This window comes from Brenneria sp. g21c3 (assembly GCF_040240345.1).
In the GTDB taxonomy this organism is placed as follows: domain Bacteria; phylum Pseudomonadota; class Gammaproteobacteria; order Enterobacterales; family Enterobacteriaceae; genus Brenneria.
The window spans coordinates 275,478-290,941 of the sequence record NZ_JBEIAB010000001.1; the positions used below are offsets into that span (position 1 = coordinate 275,478).

Annotated in this window: 15 protein-coding genes; 10 read left to right on the plus strand and 5 right to left on the minus strand. The window is 58.8% G+C overall.

The window, feature by feature from the left end:
• Positions 1–35 precede the first annotated feature (35 nt).
• From ABRZ28_RS01295 to trxA, 6 genes are all read left to right on the plus strand, one after another.
• On the plus strand, positions 36–893 hold the full coding sequence (locus tag ABRZ28_RS01295; protein ID WP_330519311.1) for an energy transducer TonB: 858 nt from the start codon (positions 36–38) through the stop codon (positions 891–893).
• Between the two features lie 89 nt (positions 894–982).
• On the plus strand, positions 983–1,723 hold the full coding sequence (locus ABRZ28_RS01300; RefSeq protein ID WP_330519312.1) for a MotA/TolQ/ExbB proton channel family protein: 741 nt from the start codon (positions 983–985) through the stop codon (positions 1,721–1,723).
• A 14-nt stretch (positions 1,724–1,737) separates the two neighbouring features.
• Entirely contained in the window at positions 1,738–2,160 is a 423-nt protein-coding gene (locus tag ABRZ28_RS01305; RefSeq protein WP_319603455.1) for an ExbD/TolR family protein, read from the plus strand.
• 149 nt (positions 2,161–2,309) lie between these two features.
• A complete protein-coding gene (locus ABRZ28_RS01310) occupies positions 2,310–3,677 on the plus strand; it encodes a TldD/PmbA family protein (protein ID WP_330519313.1) in 1,368 nt (455 codons plus the stop codon).
• 32 nt (positions 3,678–3,709) lie between these two features.
• Positions 3,710–5,155 carry a metalloprotease TldD gene (gene tldD / locus ABRZ28_RS01315; protein ID WP_330519314.1) on the plus strand — a complete coding sequence of 482 codons (1,446 nt, stop codon included), beginning with the start codon at positions 3,710–3,712 and terminating at the stop codon, positions 5,153–5,155.
• Positions 5,156–5,204: 49 nt separating this feature from the next.
• Positions 5,205–6,470: a thioredoxin gene (gene trxA / locus ABRZ28_RS01320; protein WP_330519315.1), complete on the plus strand. Its 1,266-nt coding sequence runs from the start codon at positions 5,205–5,207 to the stop codon at positions 6,468–6,470.
• Position 6,471: 1 nt separating this feature from the next.
• Here trxA and ABRZ28_RS01325 read toward each other — a convergent pair whose 3' ends face one another.
• From ABRZ28_RS01325 to dapA, 5 genes are all read right to left on the minus strand, one after another.
• Positions 6,472–8,559, minus strand: coding sequence for a tRNA(Met) cytidine acetyltransferase TmcA (locus ABRZ28_RS01325; protein ID WP_330519316.1), 2,088 nt, complete (start codon positions 8,557–8,559; stop codon positions 6,472–6,474).
• Positions 8,560–8,570: 11 nt separating this feature from the next.
• Complete coding sequence (locus ABRZ28_RS01330; RefSeq protein ID WP_319603460.1) at positions 8,571–9,023, minus strand: DUF441 domain-containing protein; 453 nt, start codon at positions 9,021–9,023, stop codon at positions 8,571–8,573.
• A gap of 171 nt (positions 9,024–9,194) precedes the next feature.
• Complete coding sequence (gene purC / locus ABRZ28_RS01335) at positions 9,195–9,908, minus strand: phosphoribosylaminoimidazolesuccinocarboxamide synthase (RefSeq protein ID WP_319603461.1); 714 nt, start codon at positions 9,906–9,908, stop codon at positions 9,195–9,197.
• A 237-nt stretch (positions 9,909–10,145) separates the two neighbouring features.
• Entirely contained in the window at positions 10,146–11,180 is a 1,035-nt protein-coding gene (gene bamC, locus ABRZ28_RS01340) for an outer membrane protein assembly factor BamC (protein WP_319603462.1), read from the minus strand.
• A gap of 16 nt (positions 11,181–11,196) precedes the next feature.
• Positions 11,197–12,075, minus strand: coding sequence for a 4-hydroxy-tetrahydrodipicolinate synthase (gene dapA, locus ABRZ28_RS01345; RefSeq protein WP_319603463.1), 879 nt, complete (start codon positions 12,073–12,075; stop codon positions 11,197–11,199).
• Positions 12,076–12,368: 293 nt separating this feature from the next.
• Between dapA and ABRZ28_RS01350 the strand changes: the two genes are divergently transcribed.
• From ABRZ28_RS01350 to arsC, 4 genes are all read left to right on the plus strand, one after another.
• Positions 12,369–12,938 (plus strand): glycine cleavage system transcriptional repressor, encoded by a 570-nt coding sequence (locus tag ABRZ28_RS01350; protein WP_319603464.1) that lies wholly within the window; start codon positions 12,369–12,371, stop codon positions 12,936–12,938.
• Positions 12,939–12,940: 2 nt separating this feature from the next.
• Positions 12,941–13,408, plus strand: coding sequence for a thioredoxin-dependent thiol peroxidase (bcp, locus tag ABRZ28_RS01355; protein ID WP_319603465.1), 468 nt, complete (start codon positions 12,941–12,943; stop codon positions 13,406–13,408).
• Between the two features lie 200 nt (positions 13,409–13,608).
• Positions 13,609–15,072: a beta-barrel assembly-enhancing protease gene (gene bepA / locus ABRZ28_RS01360; protein WP_319603466.1), complete on the plus strand. Its 1,464-nt coding sequence runs from the start codon at positions 13,609–13,611 to the stop codon at positions 15,070–15,072.
• Between the two features lie 21 nt (positions 15,073–15,093).
• Complete coding sequence (gene arsC, locus ABRZ28_RS01365; RefSeq protein WP_330519317.1) at positions 15,094–15,450, plus strand: arsenate reductase (glutaredoxin); 357 nt, start codon at positions 15,094–15,096, stop codon at positions 15,448–15,450.
• Positions 15,451–15,464: the final 14 nt, after the last annotated feature.

Below are 15,464 nucleotides of genomic sequence, written 5' to 3' on the forward strand. Positions count from 1 at the left end.
GATCACCGACAAAGCAGCAACAGCAGGGGTAGTAGGTGCAACAGGCATTATTGAAACAGCGCGTCGGAGCCGCTCACTCCTCATGGCAATACGGCAAGCCCGCGCCACATCACGATATAAATACGCCGCGCCGGGGAGAAGGCAAAAAAGCCGTTATCAGTTTTCTGGCGGTGTTATTGCTGCATACGGCGGCCATCGCGCTGCTTATCACCCGAACAACGGAATATACGCCGCTCAATCTGGTCAATCCCGCGGAAAGCGTCACCATTCAGGCCGCCCTGGTTGAAGAACCGGAGCCGGAACCGGTAGCTGAGGTCACGCCCGAACCGCCGGTGCTGACGTCGGATCAGGGCGAACGCGAGATTGCGCCCGTGGTGGAACAACAGCCGACGCCGCCCGAACCCTTGCCGCCGCCGGTTAAACGCGAAGTAAAAACGCCGCCCAAACCGCAGGTTAAACCGCGGCCGGTACAGCCGAAAACCGTTCCCCAACCGCAGCCTGCCGCCCGTGCCGAGCGTCCGTCGGCGCCGGCGTCGACCTCACCGACGGCCGCCGCCGAGCTGGCGCCCGGCAATAGCAGAGGCAACATGATGGAGAACAACCCGGGGGCGATCCCCAAGCATGTCGCTTCGGTGGGATGTGCCGTGCCGCAGCCGGAATACCCGCGTCGCGCCCGGCGTCTGCAACAGGAAGGAGAAGTGCTGATTCGTCTGGTGATCGGTCCGGAGGGCCGTTTAATCAGGCATGAAATCGCCCGCGGCAGCGGATATGAAGCGCTGGATCAGGCTGCAATGTCCGCGGTGGCGCAGGCGCGTTGCACCCCATACCGCGAAAACGGCCAGGCGATTAGCGTGATGACGCTGCAACCGGTGAATTTCAAGCTATCGCGTTAACAGTCGACAGACAAACGCACGCCGGCGGCAAAACGTTCGCCCTCCGTCCGACGGCGTCTGGATGAAGGTTTATTGATAAGAGGTAACACATGAACACGTTAGATATTTACCATTTTTGGCAACAGGGCGATGCGGTAACCCACTCCGTGGCGATTATCCTGCTGGTGATGTCCCTGCTTTCCTGGACAGTGATGCTGTTGAAGGCGCTGCAATTGCTGGCGCTGAACAAAAGCGTGAATTACAGCCGGCATGCGTTCTGGCAGGCATCGACATTGCAGGAAAGCCTGCAACCGTTCGGCGGCGCCGGCTTTAACCCGTTTCGCGACCTGGTTATCGAGGGACATGCCTTGCTGAAGCACCCGCACAAGTTCTCTTCGACGCTAGGCGGCCACGTCGATCTCAGCGACTGGCTGGTGAGGGGATTAAGCAATACGCTGGATACCAACGCCGGAAAGTTGCAGTCGGGATTGGGTACGCTGGCGTCCATCGGCAGCACGGCGCCGTTTATCGGCCTGCTGGGAACGGTATGGGGCATCTTCCATGCGCTGCAAACCATCAGTTCCATCGGTCAGCCCGACCTGGCGCAGGTGGCGGGTCCGGTGGGCGAAGCGCTGATCATGACCGCCTTCGGCCTGTTTGTCGCCATCCCCGCCGTATTGGGGTTTAACGCCATCAATCGCCGCAACCGCGTGGTGCTGCATGCCATGAATCGGTTCGCCCACGATCTCCACGCCTATTTGCTTACCGGCGCCCGCGTCGACGCGACGAGCGCCGACGCTACGCCGGACGCTCAGGGCCGCCCTGCCGCCGCGGTTGAACGCTCCGCCTGACGAGGAAAATCGCCATGAGTATGTCATCTCCATTTGAAAATCAGGACGACGCGCTGCTCAACGACATCAATATGACGCCGTTTATCGACGTGATGCTGGTGCTGCTGATTGTGTTTATGATTACCCTGCCGGTGATCAATCACGCGGTAAAAGTGGAATTGCCGCGGGCCAACGTGGAGAAAATCAAGAAGGATCCGCAGGCGGTGGATATCGCGATTACCGCCGACGGGCAGATCAACTGGAATAAGGAAGCCGTGGACGACGCCCAGCTCGCCGAGCGGTTGGACAGCGCCGCCGCGCAGGAAACCCGTCCCAATATCCGGCTGTCCGCCGACCAGGCGGTGGAGTACGGCCGGGTGGCCTACGTGATGACCACCGCCCAGCAGCGCGGCCTGAGCAAAATTGATTTTGTGTTGCAGCCGGTTAAAAATCCCTGAGCTTTCTGACCCCACCCCAACCCTCCCCTTCACAGGGGAGGGAGTTTAGCTCCTCCCCCATTGGCAAAGAAAATCCCATCCGCGGGTGACACTTTATCCGCCGGATTGCACATACCAGATAGAACCCTGTCTTATTCGGATATTGAACGATGTTTTCTCTTCACCCAACGCCCTCGGTTGATGCCCCTCAGACCGAAGCGCTGCAATCAGCGGCCGAACAGATCCTGACGCTGGCCTGCGCCAAAGGCGCGACGCAAACCGCGGTCTACGTCTCCCAGGGCAGCCGCCGCAATATCAAGATCAGAAACGGCGATATCGACACCCTGACGCAAAATCACGGCCGGCATCTGTCGGTTACGGTCTACTTCGGCCTGCGTTCAGGCTCCGTCTCGTCGACCCTGTTCAGTCCGGATGCGCTGCGGGAAGCGGTGGAATCCGCCTGTACGCTGGCAAAATATGGCGATGAAGATCCCTACGGCGGACTGCCGGACCAACACCGGCTGGCGACCGATATCCGCGATCTCGAGCTGTATGACGCCGAGGCGCTGAGCGTCGAACAGGCGCTGGCACTGGCGCGGCGGGCCGAGCAGGCGGCCAATGAAACCGCGCCCGGAGACTGTCACAACGAAAGCGCGGCGATCGCGTCGTATCAGGGGCAGTTTATTCTGGCCAACTCCAGCGGATTCTGCGCGGGTTATCCCTCCTCCAGCCATACCCTGTGGAGTCAGGCGCTGGCGCGCAACGCCGACCAGCGGCAACGGGGCCACTGGAGCCTGACCCGACGCGCTCCCGCGCAGCTGGTTCAGCCGGAAACCATCGGCCGCATCGCCGCCGAGCGGGCGCTGGCGCAGTTGGGGGCGCAAAAACTCGCCACCCGGCGCTGCCCGGTGCTGTTTGAAGCGCCGGCGGCGCACAGTCTGATTCATCATCTGGTTAACGCGCTGAGCGGCGGATCGCTGTACCGCACCGCCTCCTTTTTGGGGCTGTGCGCCGGGGAAAGCATTCTCGCCCCCCATCTGAGCCTGTATGAAGACCCGTTTATTCCCGGCGCGCCGGCCAGCGCCTGTTTCGACGCAGAAGGCGTGGCAGCCTCAGCGCGCCATGTGATTGAGGACGGGGTGGCGCAGGGCTACTTTCTCTCCAGCTATAGCGCGCGTCGGCTGGGGCTGATCACCACCGGCAACGCGGGCGGCGCCTGCAACCTCAGCGTCGCCAGCAGCCTGAGCCGTCCCGACGACACCCTGCCCGTCCTGCTGCGCAACATGCATAACGGGCTGCTGGTCACCACGCTGCTGGGACAGGGCCTGAATCCGATGACCGGCGACTACTCGCAAGGGGTGTCCGGCTTCTGGGTGGAAAACGGCAAAATTCAGTACCCGGTGGAGGAGATCACCATCGCCGGCAACCTGAAAACCATGCTGCGGCAGTGCGTCGCGCTGGGCGCCGATGCGCACACCCAGGGCTACCTGACGTGCGGATCGCTGCTGATTGCAGAGATGCAGATCGCCGGCCGGTAACTCCGCCCCTTTACAGCAACAGGATAATCAGAATGGTAATGCACGCTACGGATGCTTCGCTTTCTCCCGCACTGAGCGAGTTTTCACTGGAGACAACCGATCTCAGTCACGCCCTGAGCCATATTATGCAGCGCAGGGTGGACTACGCCGACCTCTATTTCCAGAGCCGCCAGCAGGAGAGCTGGCAATTGGAAAACGGCATTGTCCGTCCGACCGGCTTCAGCCGCGATCGCGGCGTGGGCGTTCGCGCCGTCAGCGGCGAAAAAACCGCCTTCTCCTATAGCAATGACATTTCCGCCGGCGCCTTGTTGCAGGCGGCCGATACGGTCAGGGACATTACCCGTCAGGGGCAACACGCCAGCGTTGCGCTGCCCGCGGCGCTGCCGCACGGCGCCGCGCCGCTTTATCCGGCGGACAATCCGCTGACCTCCCTCACCGAGCAGCAAAAGCACCAGTTGCTGACCTCCATCGATCGTCAGGCCAGAGCCCGCGATCCGCGCGTGACGCAGGTCTCCGCGTATCTTAACGCCGCGCATGAAACCGTGATTATCGCCCGCCACGACGGCAAACTGGCCGCCGATGCGCGTCCGCTGGTCAATCTGTTTATCAGCGTGGTGGTGGAACAGCAGGGCCGTAGAGAAACCGGCTCCAGCGGCGGGGGCCGACGCCTCGACTACCGTTTCTTCGACGATGAAAGCGTGGCGCAGTGGGTACGCCAGGCCGTCGATCAGGCGCTGAATAATCTGGACGCCGCTCCCGCCCCCGCGGGAACCTACAGCGTGGTGCTGGGGGCAGGCTCTCCCGGCATCCTGCTGCATGAAGCCATCGGCCACGGACTGGAAGGAGATTTCAACCGTAAAGGCAGCTCGGCATTTTCCAACCTGCTGGGAGAACGCGTTGCGGCCAAAGGCATTACCGTGGTGGATGACGGTACGCTGGCCTCGCGCCGCGGTTCGCTCCATGTGGATGACGAAGGCACCCCCACCCAGACCACCACGCTGATTGAAGACGGTCTGCTGCGCGGCTACTTGCAGGACAGCCTGAATGCCCGGCTGATGAACGCAGCGCTGACGGGCAACGCCCGCCGGGCCTCCTACGCCTCGCTGCCGCTGCCGCGCATGACCAACACCTATATGCTGGCGGGACAATATCCCGCCGACGAGATTATCGCCTCGGTAAAAAACGGGCTGTATGCCGCCGGCTTTGGCGGCGGACAGGTCGATATCAGCAGCGGTAAGTATGTGTTTGCAACCACCGAAGCCTATCTGATTGAAAATGGGAAAATTACCCGCCCGGTGAAGGGGGCGACGCTGATCGGCCACGGGCCGGAGGCGCTGCTGCACGTGTCGATGGTCGGCAATAATCTGGCGTTGGATGACGGCAATATCACCTGTAGCAAGGAAGGCCAGACTCTGCCGGTCAGCGTCGGTCAACCCACGTTGCGCATCGACAACATGACGGTGGGCGGCTCGCAATAATGCCCATGCTGCGTCAGCGATTTTAGCCCCTTTTCTGTATGGAGATACCATGTCCGACGTCATTATCACCGCCAGCGACGCATCGCTGGATACCTTGCTCAATAATAGCGACACGCCGATATTGCTCGATCTGTGGGCGCCCTGGTGCCAGCCCTGCAAAACGCTGGCGCCGCTGCTGGAGACGCTGGCCGAAAACGCCGCCCAGAAGCTGACCGTGGCGAAACTGGACGTCGAACAATACCCGGCGACGATGCGGCGCTTTGGCGTACGCAGCATTCCCACCCTACTGCTGTTCCGCAACGGAGAAGAAATCTCGCGGCAAATCGGCATGAAAACGCTGGCTCAGCTACGGGGATGGCTGACGTCACACCAGATCGCCCTGGAGCAGCATGCCCCGCCGACCGCCAATGCCCCCCTGCGCTGGGGAACATTCTACGGCGACCCGTCGCTACACGAATTCCTGTTTCAGCGCCTGCGGCGGCATGCCGCGGACGGTCGTATCGAAAAGGCGTTCTCTCCCTACTGGCTGGATGATAAAGGCACAACCTCGGCGGCGCTGGCGCACAGCGCGCAGATTGAAGTCTTCGAACGGGTTACCGGCCTGCCCGCCGCCATCGCCTGCCTGCTGGAGAATTTACCCGCCGCCACGCCGGCGCAGGTGGATGCGCTGGCGAACGCCCTGCTTCCCGGCAAGGATGTCGGGGACGTGCCGTTACGTTGGCTGCACATGTGGCTGGGCGACAGCTTTTATCCGTGGGCGGCGTGGCTGGCACAACCGGCGCTGGATGATCTGCGTCGTCAATGGCTGGCGCACGTCGGCAGGCATCTTGCCGGCACGCCAGTGGCGGAAACCGACTGGGCGGCGCTGCATCAGCAGGCGACGGCATTGCTGCAAAACGCCGACGACGATCAGGAGTTGGAAAAATATATCGCCGCCCTGCTCGCCCTGCTTTCTCCGCCGCCGGATGCCGCCGACGCGCAAAGCTGGCGCGCCATTAGCATACAGCTCGGTTTTGCGCTGGCGCAGATGGCGCAAATTCAGGCGGGCTGGAGCCATGAGGAGCGGGCTACCCCCGCGCGACGTCTTGCATGGTTCAAAGCGCAGGAAGCGGCCGCTGAAGGAAACCAACTGACGGATAAGCAAATCGTCGAATTACGCGCCCGCTGGCTGGAGGAAAATTCGCCATTCGCCGCCAAAGAAGCGGCGTTCTATCGCCACTACTCGTCACATCTGGCAACGCTCATAGCGCCGCTGGAGGAACAATGGTGGTCGCTGCTCCATAACGCGCCGCGCTTTCGCCCCCCGCTGGAGTGAATCACGCCGATGCATCCCCCGCCGTGGGGAATGTAACGTCATCGTCCGCCTGCGCCCAATTTCGCCAATGCAGGCTGGCGAGCGGATCCTGGTCATGCAATGCCGCCGCCGTCTCCTCGCGCCAGCGTTGCAATAGCGCCTTTTTCCCCGCCAGACCGAGGATTTTCGCCGCCGATGCCGGATCGGTCGCTTGTTCCACCAGCAAACGCAATGCCGGCAATGCCAGGGAGGAACGGGAAACCAGCCGGGACAGCGCGGCGAAACTCGCCTCCATCGGCCGGTGAGCGAATGCAAATCCCGCCAGCGCGCGCCAGTCTTCCTGTTCCAGTTCGTTATCGTCGTTCAACGCTACAGGCAAGGCCAGCGGAATAAGACGACGCAGCCAGAACCAATCCCGCGCCAGTTGCCGGGTCGCCTGTTCGACCAGTGAATAACCTTCGGCACTCAGGGGCAATAACGCCATCGCGCTGTAACAGCCGCTGCTGGCCTCAAGATGGCTGCCGATCCGCGCCAGTTGAAAACCGCATGAACGCCAGAAGGCCCACAGATCCGGCTGGTAGCCGAAACTGACCGACAGGTAATCCAACCCCTGGGATTGCGCCGCGCGTCGTTGATAGTCGACCAGCGTCTGACCGATGCCTCGTCGTCGCCAGGCGGCAGCGACGGCGATACGGCTGACGCGGCGCGAACGCAGCGTCGGCGCGTTCCATTGCCCGCCGTGCGCGGCCAGCGATTGCGCTACCAGATTGCCGCGCGGACGGCGGCGCCCGGCCCAGACCTGATGCGCCAGTTCGCGGGATAAGCCCCCTTCATCCACCATCCACAGCACGCCGCACGGCTCATCGGAGATATTGGCGCTGTAAATATGCATGCCGGGCGCATCCAGCAAGCGGCGTAAATCAAGGGGCGAGGTACGGTAGTGCGCGCTGCATAACAACGCATAGCATTGCTGTAAACGCTGCGGCCGCCGCAGCCAGTCGGCGGCGCTTTCTTCACGCGGCACGGGGACGGCGCCTGTGGGCGCCGACTGGCCCTCGTTCGCTATCAGGCCGGGTTCCGCAAATAGCAGCGCATTATCCAGCACGCGCTCCAGCGGATCGTCGTCGGCCCAGCGTAGCGGCTCATGAAGGGTAAAAACCCGGCATTGCGGCAGCGAAGCGCAAAACTTGAGCAGGAACCCGCGCCCGGTGCCTTCATATCCCTGCACGGTGGTGGTCATCAAAATACGCGGAAAATAGGGCAGCAGCGCCGTCAGCACCGAAGAAGGGATCGCCGCCGCTTCATCGATCAATAACCAGTCAACCGCGGGGCGCGGATTGAGTCGGCAATGTTCCAGCAACGCATCGGGCGCCCAGAAGCGGGTATCGTCGCGGGCATGCCGTTGCAGTACGTCCGAAGCTGCGCGGGACGGCGCGGCAGCCCAGCAGGTTCCCGCGCAGTCTCGGGTCAACATGCCGGCCAGCGCCGACTTGCCCCGGCCGCGCGGCGCAATAACCACATAAACGCCCGGCGATGCCGCGCCGAGCTGCTGTAAGAGATGCCGTTGCCGAACCGTCGGCTCGCCGTCGGCGGGCTGCCGCTCAGGCCGCGAACGCAGCGGGCTGATTGCCGGCGTCTCGCCCTGACGCCAGACGACGACTTCATCATCCGCCAGCAAATGCCGCTGAAGATGGCGGACAAAATGAGGCGTGGGGATCGGCTGGGGCCGTTCACTCCAACGCAGGCTGTCCTCATCCGGCCGATTCGCCCACGATTGCCATTCAGGCGCCAGCAGGATCAGCCAGCTTCCGGCGCGCAGCGTGCCAGCCAGCATCGCCCAGGTTTCCACGTCCAGCCCCTGGCGGGCATCATATATCGCATGAGTGAACTCCCGCCCGAGCAAGGTTCGCACCTTAGCGGCGGCTAACGACGTCACGCCTGACGGCGCTTGCGAACCGATCCACAGCCAATCGCCGTCCAGTTGACGGCGCAGCGTCAACGCCTGAATTTCACACCAGTCAGGTTCCCCGCTCAGCACCATCAGACGCCGTACGCGGCTGCGCCGCTGTCGGCGCTGGCTGTTGACGAAATCGGAGAAGAGGTCGCTCATGGCAAAGACAATCAGGTTTTGCCGATCAGTAAAGAGAGGATACCCGCGGCAATCAACGGCCCGACAGGCACGCCGCGGAATAACGCCACGCCCAGAACCGTACCGACCAGCAGCCCGGCGACCACCGAAGGCTGGTTGCTCATCAGGGAAACGCCTCGCCCCCCCAGCCAGGACACCAGTACGCCAATGGCAATCGCCAGCAGCGATTTCCAACTCAGAAAAGAGTTAATGACGTCCGAGGCGGTAATTTTCCCGCTGGCAATCGGCGTCATCACGCCAATGGTGAGAATGACAACCCCAATCGTCAGACCGTATTTTTCTACCCATGGGAAGTAGTTATTCAGCGGAGTAATGCGCACCGCCAATAAAATCAGAATAGCCAGCGTAACGGTCATGTTGTGACTGATAATACCCAGTCCGGCCAGAACCAGCAGAATCAACAGCGTTGGATCAAAATAGGCCATGAAAAATCCTTGCCCACATAACAGAAAAGAAAATGATGAATGAGCGGCTTGCGCCAAGGCGGGCAATAATAGCACTAATCAATAGTCGGCGCAGGATGAAAGGCTAAGAGCACAGTATGGTTGTCGGACCGGCCCTGCATCCGACAACCCGCAACGTAAACGATTGCGTCGTTAGTCTAATTTAATGCCAAGACGGTTTGCGACTTCCTCGTATGCTTCGATCAGGCCGCCGAGGCTTTGACGGAAGCGGTCTTTGTCCATTTTGTTCAGCGTGGCTTTATCCCACAGACGGCTGCCGTCCGGCGAGAACTCATCGCCCAGCACCACTTCGCCCTTAAACAAGCCGAACTCCAGTTTGAAATCCACCAGGATCAGACCGGCATCATCAAACAGCTTGCTCAGCACCTCATTCGCCTTGTAGCTGAGTTCCTTCATGCGCGCGAGATTCTTTTCGTTCACCCAGCCAAAGGTTTTGCAATAAGACTCGTTGACCATCGGATCGTGCAGGGCGTCATTTTTCAGGAACAGATCAAACAGCGGAGGATTGAGAACGATCCCTTCCTCTACGCCCAGACGTTTTACCAATGAGCCGGCGGCTCGGTTACGGATCACACATTCTACCGGCACCATGTCCAGTTTTTTCACCAGCACTTCGTTATCGGAAAGCAGGCTCACCATTTGGGTCGGGATCCCGGCTTCTTCCAGTTTGCTCATGATGAAATGGTTGAATTTGTTATTCACCATTCCCTTACGATCAAACTGTTCGATGCGCGCACCGTCCCCCGCTGACGTATCATTACGAAACTCCAGCACCAGCAGGTCAGGATCTTCGGTGGTATAGACGGTTTTCGCCTTCCCACGATACAACTCAGCTAGCTTTTGCATCTTTATTACTCCACACATGAGGGCCAACCGCACACGGCCCGAGAATTTAACGCCCATCCCCTGCTTGCCTGACGTTGCCGCATTATCAACAGCGCTCGCTCGACCGAATCGTTTGCCTGAGTTAAACGCTTCGGCATGCGCTCGCGTCGCCTTGCTGCAACCCCGGTCATTTTGGGTATCGATTGTTTAATATTGTTGAATGAAGAAGGGTCGGATAATCCGACCCTCGCAAGTTACCTAGTTGAATGCCGCCTGGAATACCGCCACCAGCGCGTCGTTTTGCGACTGGCTCAGCGTATGTCCTTTGGCGTCGATAAATTGCAGACTGCTGCGGTTATCAAGATCGCCGACCTGCAATTTATACTTACCGTTGGGCAATTCAGGATCTTTGGTGCCTAACGTTTCCCACGCGCCGCTGCCCGGCGCCTTGTAGGTCACGGAAACGGAACCCTGAGGACGGCTGCGATCGTCAATCTGCATACCGATTTTGCTTAATGCGGCCGGCAAGCGATCCCATACCAGAATATAAGGTCCGCGCACCACCAACAGCGGCAGGCCGGTATCGTCCGCCCCGCTCTGTACATCCAGCGAGCCGCTGGTGCGATGCGCCAGCGCGTTTTCACGTTCGGTCGCCTGACTGTCCAATGACTCGGTAATCGTATTCAGCATCAACCCGGTATAGCGTTGAACCTGAGCAGGCTCGGTAATCGGCGTGTTCTGCTGCTCCAACGCCAGCAGGGTAACCACGACCAGCGTCTGATAACCCTGCTGCTGCACGGCTATCTGGTAACGTCCCCGATATTGGAGATCCTCATCCTGACGCGCCCAGGTGATCCAGTCCGTCGTCAGCGTTTGGTTGGCATCCTGACGGTTGGCGATAACGAAATTATTATCTTGCAACGCGCGAACCACCTGCGACCAAAGCTGGCTGTTTTGTGTGCTGCTTTCCAGGAACAGCGTTGCCGTGTTGCCTGAAATCTGGGTGCGAGAACCATTCAACAAAGCCAATGGCTGCAACGGAGGACGAATATCCAGCGCTTTGCCGACAGCGCCATTCAACGTCACCGGCGGTACATCATAGTCTCCGTTTTGCAGCGGTAAAATCATACCGGACGGCGTGTTCAACGCTTTTTGCGTGGGCGTCTGCAAATAAGATTCATCGCCACTCACCTGACGCTTATAGCGCTGATCGCTGGAACATGCAGCCAACAACATCACTAACGAGATGCCGACTACTTTTGCCACCATCGACTTTTGTAATGAACCAGTCATTAAATCTCCCTAACGGTTACAGCAAACCAGCTTGCTTCAATGCGCGCGCCAGCACCGTCTGACCGGACTCGGTCAACGGCGTCATGGGCAGGCGAAGCGTATCGGTCGCCACAAGTCCCAATTCCTTACAGGCCCACTTCACCGGAATAGGATTGGGTTCAACAAATAATTTCTGATGCAACGGCATCAGGCGCTGATTTAAACGGCGCGCTTCAACAAAATTGCCTTGCGCCGCCAGCTTGCAAAGCTCAGCCATTTCACGCGCGGCAACGTTCGCCGTCACGGAAATCACCCCTTTACCGCCGAGCTGCATAAAGTCCAATCCGATATCGTCATTGCCGCTCAGCAGGATGAAGTCTTCACTCACCAGCTCTTGGATCTGACTTACCCGGCTTAAGTTCCCCGTCGCCTCTTTAATCGCGACAATATTTTTAATTTCGGCCAACCGCGCCACGGTTTCCGGCAGCAGGTCGCAACCGGTGCGCGAAGGTACGTTATAGAGGATTTGCGGCAGATCGGTATGCTCGGCAATCGCTTTGAAGTGTTGATACAACCCTTCCTGGGTGGGTCTGTTGTAGTACGGCGTTACCGACAGGCAACCGACGACCCCGGTATCGTGGAACCGTTTGGTCAGTGAAATACCCTCAGCCGTGGCATTGGCGCCGGTTCCGGCAATCACCGGGATGCGACCGTCGCTCAGTTCCAGCGTCGTCATGACCACATTGCCATGCTCTTCATGGCTCAGCGTGGCGGATTCGCCCGTCGTTCCGACGGAGACAATCGCCGATGTACCGCTAGCAACATGATAATCAATAAGTTTTTTTAGGCTCGCCCGGTCGACGGCGCCTTTGGCGTCCATCGGCGTAACCAGCGCAACAATACTTCCCGTAAACATTGGCCATTCCCTCCACAAACAAGTTCTTCATGGTACTTTTGACCTCTATGCAAAAGCAAGCGCGCAACGGCATTGTAGGTCTCTGGCTCAGGTTTTTTTATGATGCCGCCGGCAGCATTAACAATGCTTCTGAGTTTTTTATCCAGCGGCGTTAAAAATTGCTCCCGACTTTTTACGGCGGGCTATCCCTGCCCGCCGCCCTGCGGGCCGCCGCAAGCGGCGTTAAAAATTGCTCCCGGCAATTTTTTATGGTTACCATGTGATTATCTGGAAAAAGCACAGGAAGCATCATTTTGCCGAGGCCACAAGAACACTATCTGGTTATCACCGCCGTGGGGGCCGACCGCCCCGGCATTGTTAACGCGATTACCCGCCACGTCAGCAGTTGCGGCTGTAATATCGAAGATAGCCGTCTTGCCATGCTGGGCGAAGAGTTTACGTTCATCATGCTGCTTTCCGGCAGTTGGAACGCGATTACGCAGATTGAATCCACCCTGCCGCTGAAGGGGGCGGAGATGGATTTATTGATCGTCATGAAACGCACGGAATCGCAGGCGCGGCCGCCGATGCCGTCCACGGTTTGGGTTAAAGTGGATGTGGCGGACTCCCCGCACATCATCGAGCGTTTTACCGATCTGCTTGATTCACATCAGATGAATATCGCCGAACTGGTGTCCAAAACTCAACCCGCCGAGGGGAATCAGCCGCCACGGTTATATATTCAAATCACCGCGCACAGTCCTGCCGCGTTGGATGGTTCAATTATTGAGCCAGCCTTTTATCAGCTATGTACAGAACTGCACGCACAAGGCAGTATTAGCGTCGTAAACTATCCACAGCATGAAGAAAAAGACGGAGAGTAGTGATGAATACACTGAAAGCCGGTGATATCGCACCGAAATTTAGCTTGCCCGACCAGGACGGCGAGCAAATAAATTTAACCGACTTCCAGGGACAGAAGGTGTTGGTCTATTTCTACCCCAAAGCCATGACGCCGGGATGTACCGTCCAGGCCTGCGGTCTGCGCGACAACATGGACGAACTCAAAAAATATGGCGTTGAAGTTCTGGGGATCAGCACCGACAAACCAGAGAAACTGTCTCGCTTCGTCGAAAAAGAGTTATTGAATTTCACCCTGCTGTCCGACGAAGATCATCAGGTTTCACAAGCCTTCGGCGTCTGGGGCGAAAAGACGTTTATGGGGAAAACCTATGACGGCATCCATCGCATCAGCTTCCTGATTGATGAAACGGGCAAAGTCATCAAGGTGTTTGATGATTTTAAAACCAGCAATCACCACGATATCGTATTGGACTACCTGAAAACGGCCTGAGCCGCAGGTCGCCAGCCGCAGCGCCGGCAACTTTACCCAGGTTGCCGGTTTACGCTGTCTTGCCGTCTGCGCGCCCGGCCGATGATATTCCCGTTCCACCCCACGATTTTCCCGTACAAATATTTCTTTGTGCGCCCGCGCTGGCTAAGATGGTTAGCAGAATCCTTCACGTACAGATGTTGATAAGGTTATCTTCCGTTATGTCTAGCCGGTTAAGAAAAATGGTCATAGCCATCCTGTCGGGGGCGATACTGAGCGGCAATATGCTTCCTGCGCAGGCTGAGGTACAGGATCGATTGCCTGAGATCGGCACCACGGCCGGCGGCACGCTTAGCATCAATCAGGAACTGGCGATGGGCGATTTTTATGTCCGCCAATTACGCGCCGGCGCCCCGCTGATTAACGATCCGCTGTTATCCAACTACATTAACCAATTAGGCAATCGTCTGGTCAAACAGGCCGATTCGGTACGTACACCCTTTCACTTTTTCCTGATCCGCAACGACGAGATCAACGCCTTTGCCTTTTTTGGCGGCAACGTCGTTCTGCACTCGGCGCTGTTTCGCTATGCGGACAGCGAAAGCGAACTGGCGTCGGTATTGGCGCATGAAATTTCGCACGTTACCCAGCGCCATCTGGCGCGCACCATGGAGTCGCAACAACGCAGCGCGCCGCTGACCTGGGTCGGCGCGTTAGGCTCCATTCTGCTGGCGATGGCTAACCCCCAGTTGGGGATGGCGGCGCTGAGCGGGACGATTGCCGGCAGTCAGCAGGGATTGATTACCTTTACGCAGGCTAACGAACAGGAAGCGGATCGCATCGGCATCCAGGTGTTGCAACGCGCCGGCTTTGATCCGCAAGCCATGCCGAATTTTTTGCAAAAACTGGCCGACCAGTCGCGATATTCATCAAAACCGCCGGAAATTTTACTGACTCACCCCCTGCCCGAAAGTCGTCTGTCCGATGCGCGCAACCGCGCCAATCAGATGCGTTCCACGCCGGTGCAATCCTCTCAGGATTTCCTGCTCGCCAAAGTGCGGACTTTCGGCATGTATGGTTCAGCGCAATATCCGCTGAGCGACGATCTATTGAATGCCTGGGCGAAAGGAAACGTCCGCGAACAGCTGGCGGCCAAATACGGCGAGGCCATCCGTTTCTATCAGGCAAAAAAATACGATGACGCTCGCCGCGTCTTACAACCTTTGCTGAGCAACGCGCCGAATAATCCGTGGTTCCTGGATTTAATGACCGATATCGACTTGGGGCAAAATCGCGCGCCGCAGGCTATCGCGCGGCTGGAAAAGGCATCGGGCGTACAAAGCAATCCGGTGCTCCAGCTTAATCTGGCGAATGCCTACGTTGAAGGGAAACAGCCTGCCGCCGCGAGTAAAATTCTCTATCGCTACACCTACGCCCACGCCGACGATCCCAACGGCTGGGATTTGCTGGCGCAGGCCGCCGCCGCGCAAGGCGTGCGCGCGGAGGAATTATCCGCCCGGGCGGAAAGTCTGGCGCTGGCCGGTCAGCTCGACCAGTCGATCCGTTTATTGAGCAACGCCAGCTCGCTGGTGAAACTCGGCAGTCTGGAACAGGCTCGCTACGACGCCCGTATCGATCAACTGCGCCAGCTTCAACAACGTTTTCGTCAGTACCAGAAGTCCTGATGAATATAAGGAAAGCAACGCATGACCCACGCTGTGACGATTTACCATAACCCACGCTGTTCCAAAAGCCGGGAAACGCTGACGCTGCTGCAACAGCACGGCGTCGTTCCCCAGGTGGTGCTGTATCTGGAAACGCCGCCCGATGCCGCGACCCTGACGCGTCTGATTCATCAGCTCGGTCTGGGCGGCGCGCGCGATCTGATGCGCCGTAAAGAAGAAATCTACCGTCAGCTCAACCTTGCCGACGAGAGTCTGAGCGAAGAGCAACTGATTCAAGCGATGATCGAACATCCAAAACTGATCGAGCGCCCCATTGTGGTGGCCGGTACGCAGGCGCGCATCGGTCGTCCGCCGGAACAGGTGCTGGAAATTCTGTAAAAGGCGAAGATCCT

Bases quoted from the DNA above. Each gene is read 5' to 3' on its own strand.
- ABRZ28_RS01300 (WP_330519312.1), top strand. From the start codon at position 983: ATGAACACGTTAGATATTTACCATTTTTGGCAACAGGGCGATGCGGTA.
- ABRZ28_RS01305 (WP_319603455.1), top strand. From the start codon at position 1,738: ATGAGTATGTCATCTCCATTTGAAAATCAGGACGACGCGCTGCTCAAC.
- ABRZ28_RS01310 (WP_330519313.1), top strand. From the start codon at position 2,310: ATGTTTTCTCTTCACCCAACGCCCTCGGTTGATGCCCCTCAGACCGAA.
- tldD (WP_330519314.1), top strand. From the start codon at position 3,710: ATGGTAATGCACGCTACGGATGCTTCGCTTTCTCCCGCACTGAGCGAG.
- trxA (WP_330519315.1), top strand. From the start codon at position 5,205: ATGTCCGACGTCATTATCACCGCCAGCGACGCATCGCTGGATACCTTG.
- ABRZ28_RS01325 (WP_330519316.1), bottom strand. From the start codon at position 8,559: ATGAGCGACCTCTTCTCCGATTTCGTCAACAGCCAGCGCCGACAGCGG.
- ABRZ28_RS01330 (WP_319603460.1), bottom strand. From the start codon at position 9,023: ATGGCCTATTTTGATCCAACGCTGTTGATTCTGCTGGTTCTGGCCGGA.
- purC (WP_319603461.1), bottom strand. From the start codon at position 9,908: ATGCAAAAGCTAGCTGAGTTGTATCGTGGGAAGGCGAAAACCGTCTAT.
- bamC (WP_319603462.1), bottom strand. From the start codon at position 11,180: ATGACTGGTTCATTACAAAAGTCGATGGTGGCAAAAGTAGTCGGCATC.
- dapA (WP_319603463.1), bottom strand. From the start codon at position 12,075: ATGTTTACGGGAAGTATTGTTGCGCTGGTTACGCCGATGGACGCCAAA.
- bcp (WP_319603465.1), top strand. From the start codon at position 12,941: ATGAATACACTGAAAGCCGGTGATATCGCACCGAAATTTAGCTTGCCC.
- bepA (WP_319603466.1), top strand. From the start codon at position 13,609: ATGTCTAGCCGGTTAAGAAAAATGGTCATAGCCATCCTGTCGGGGGCG.
- arsC (WP_330519317.1), top strand. From the start codon at position 15,094: ATGACCCACGCTGTGACGATTTACCATAACCCACGCTGTTCCAAAAGC.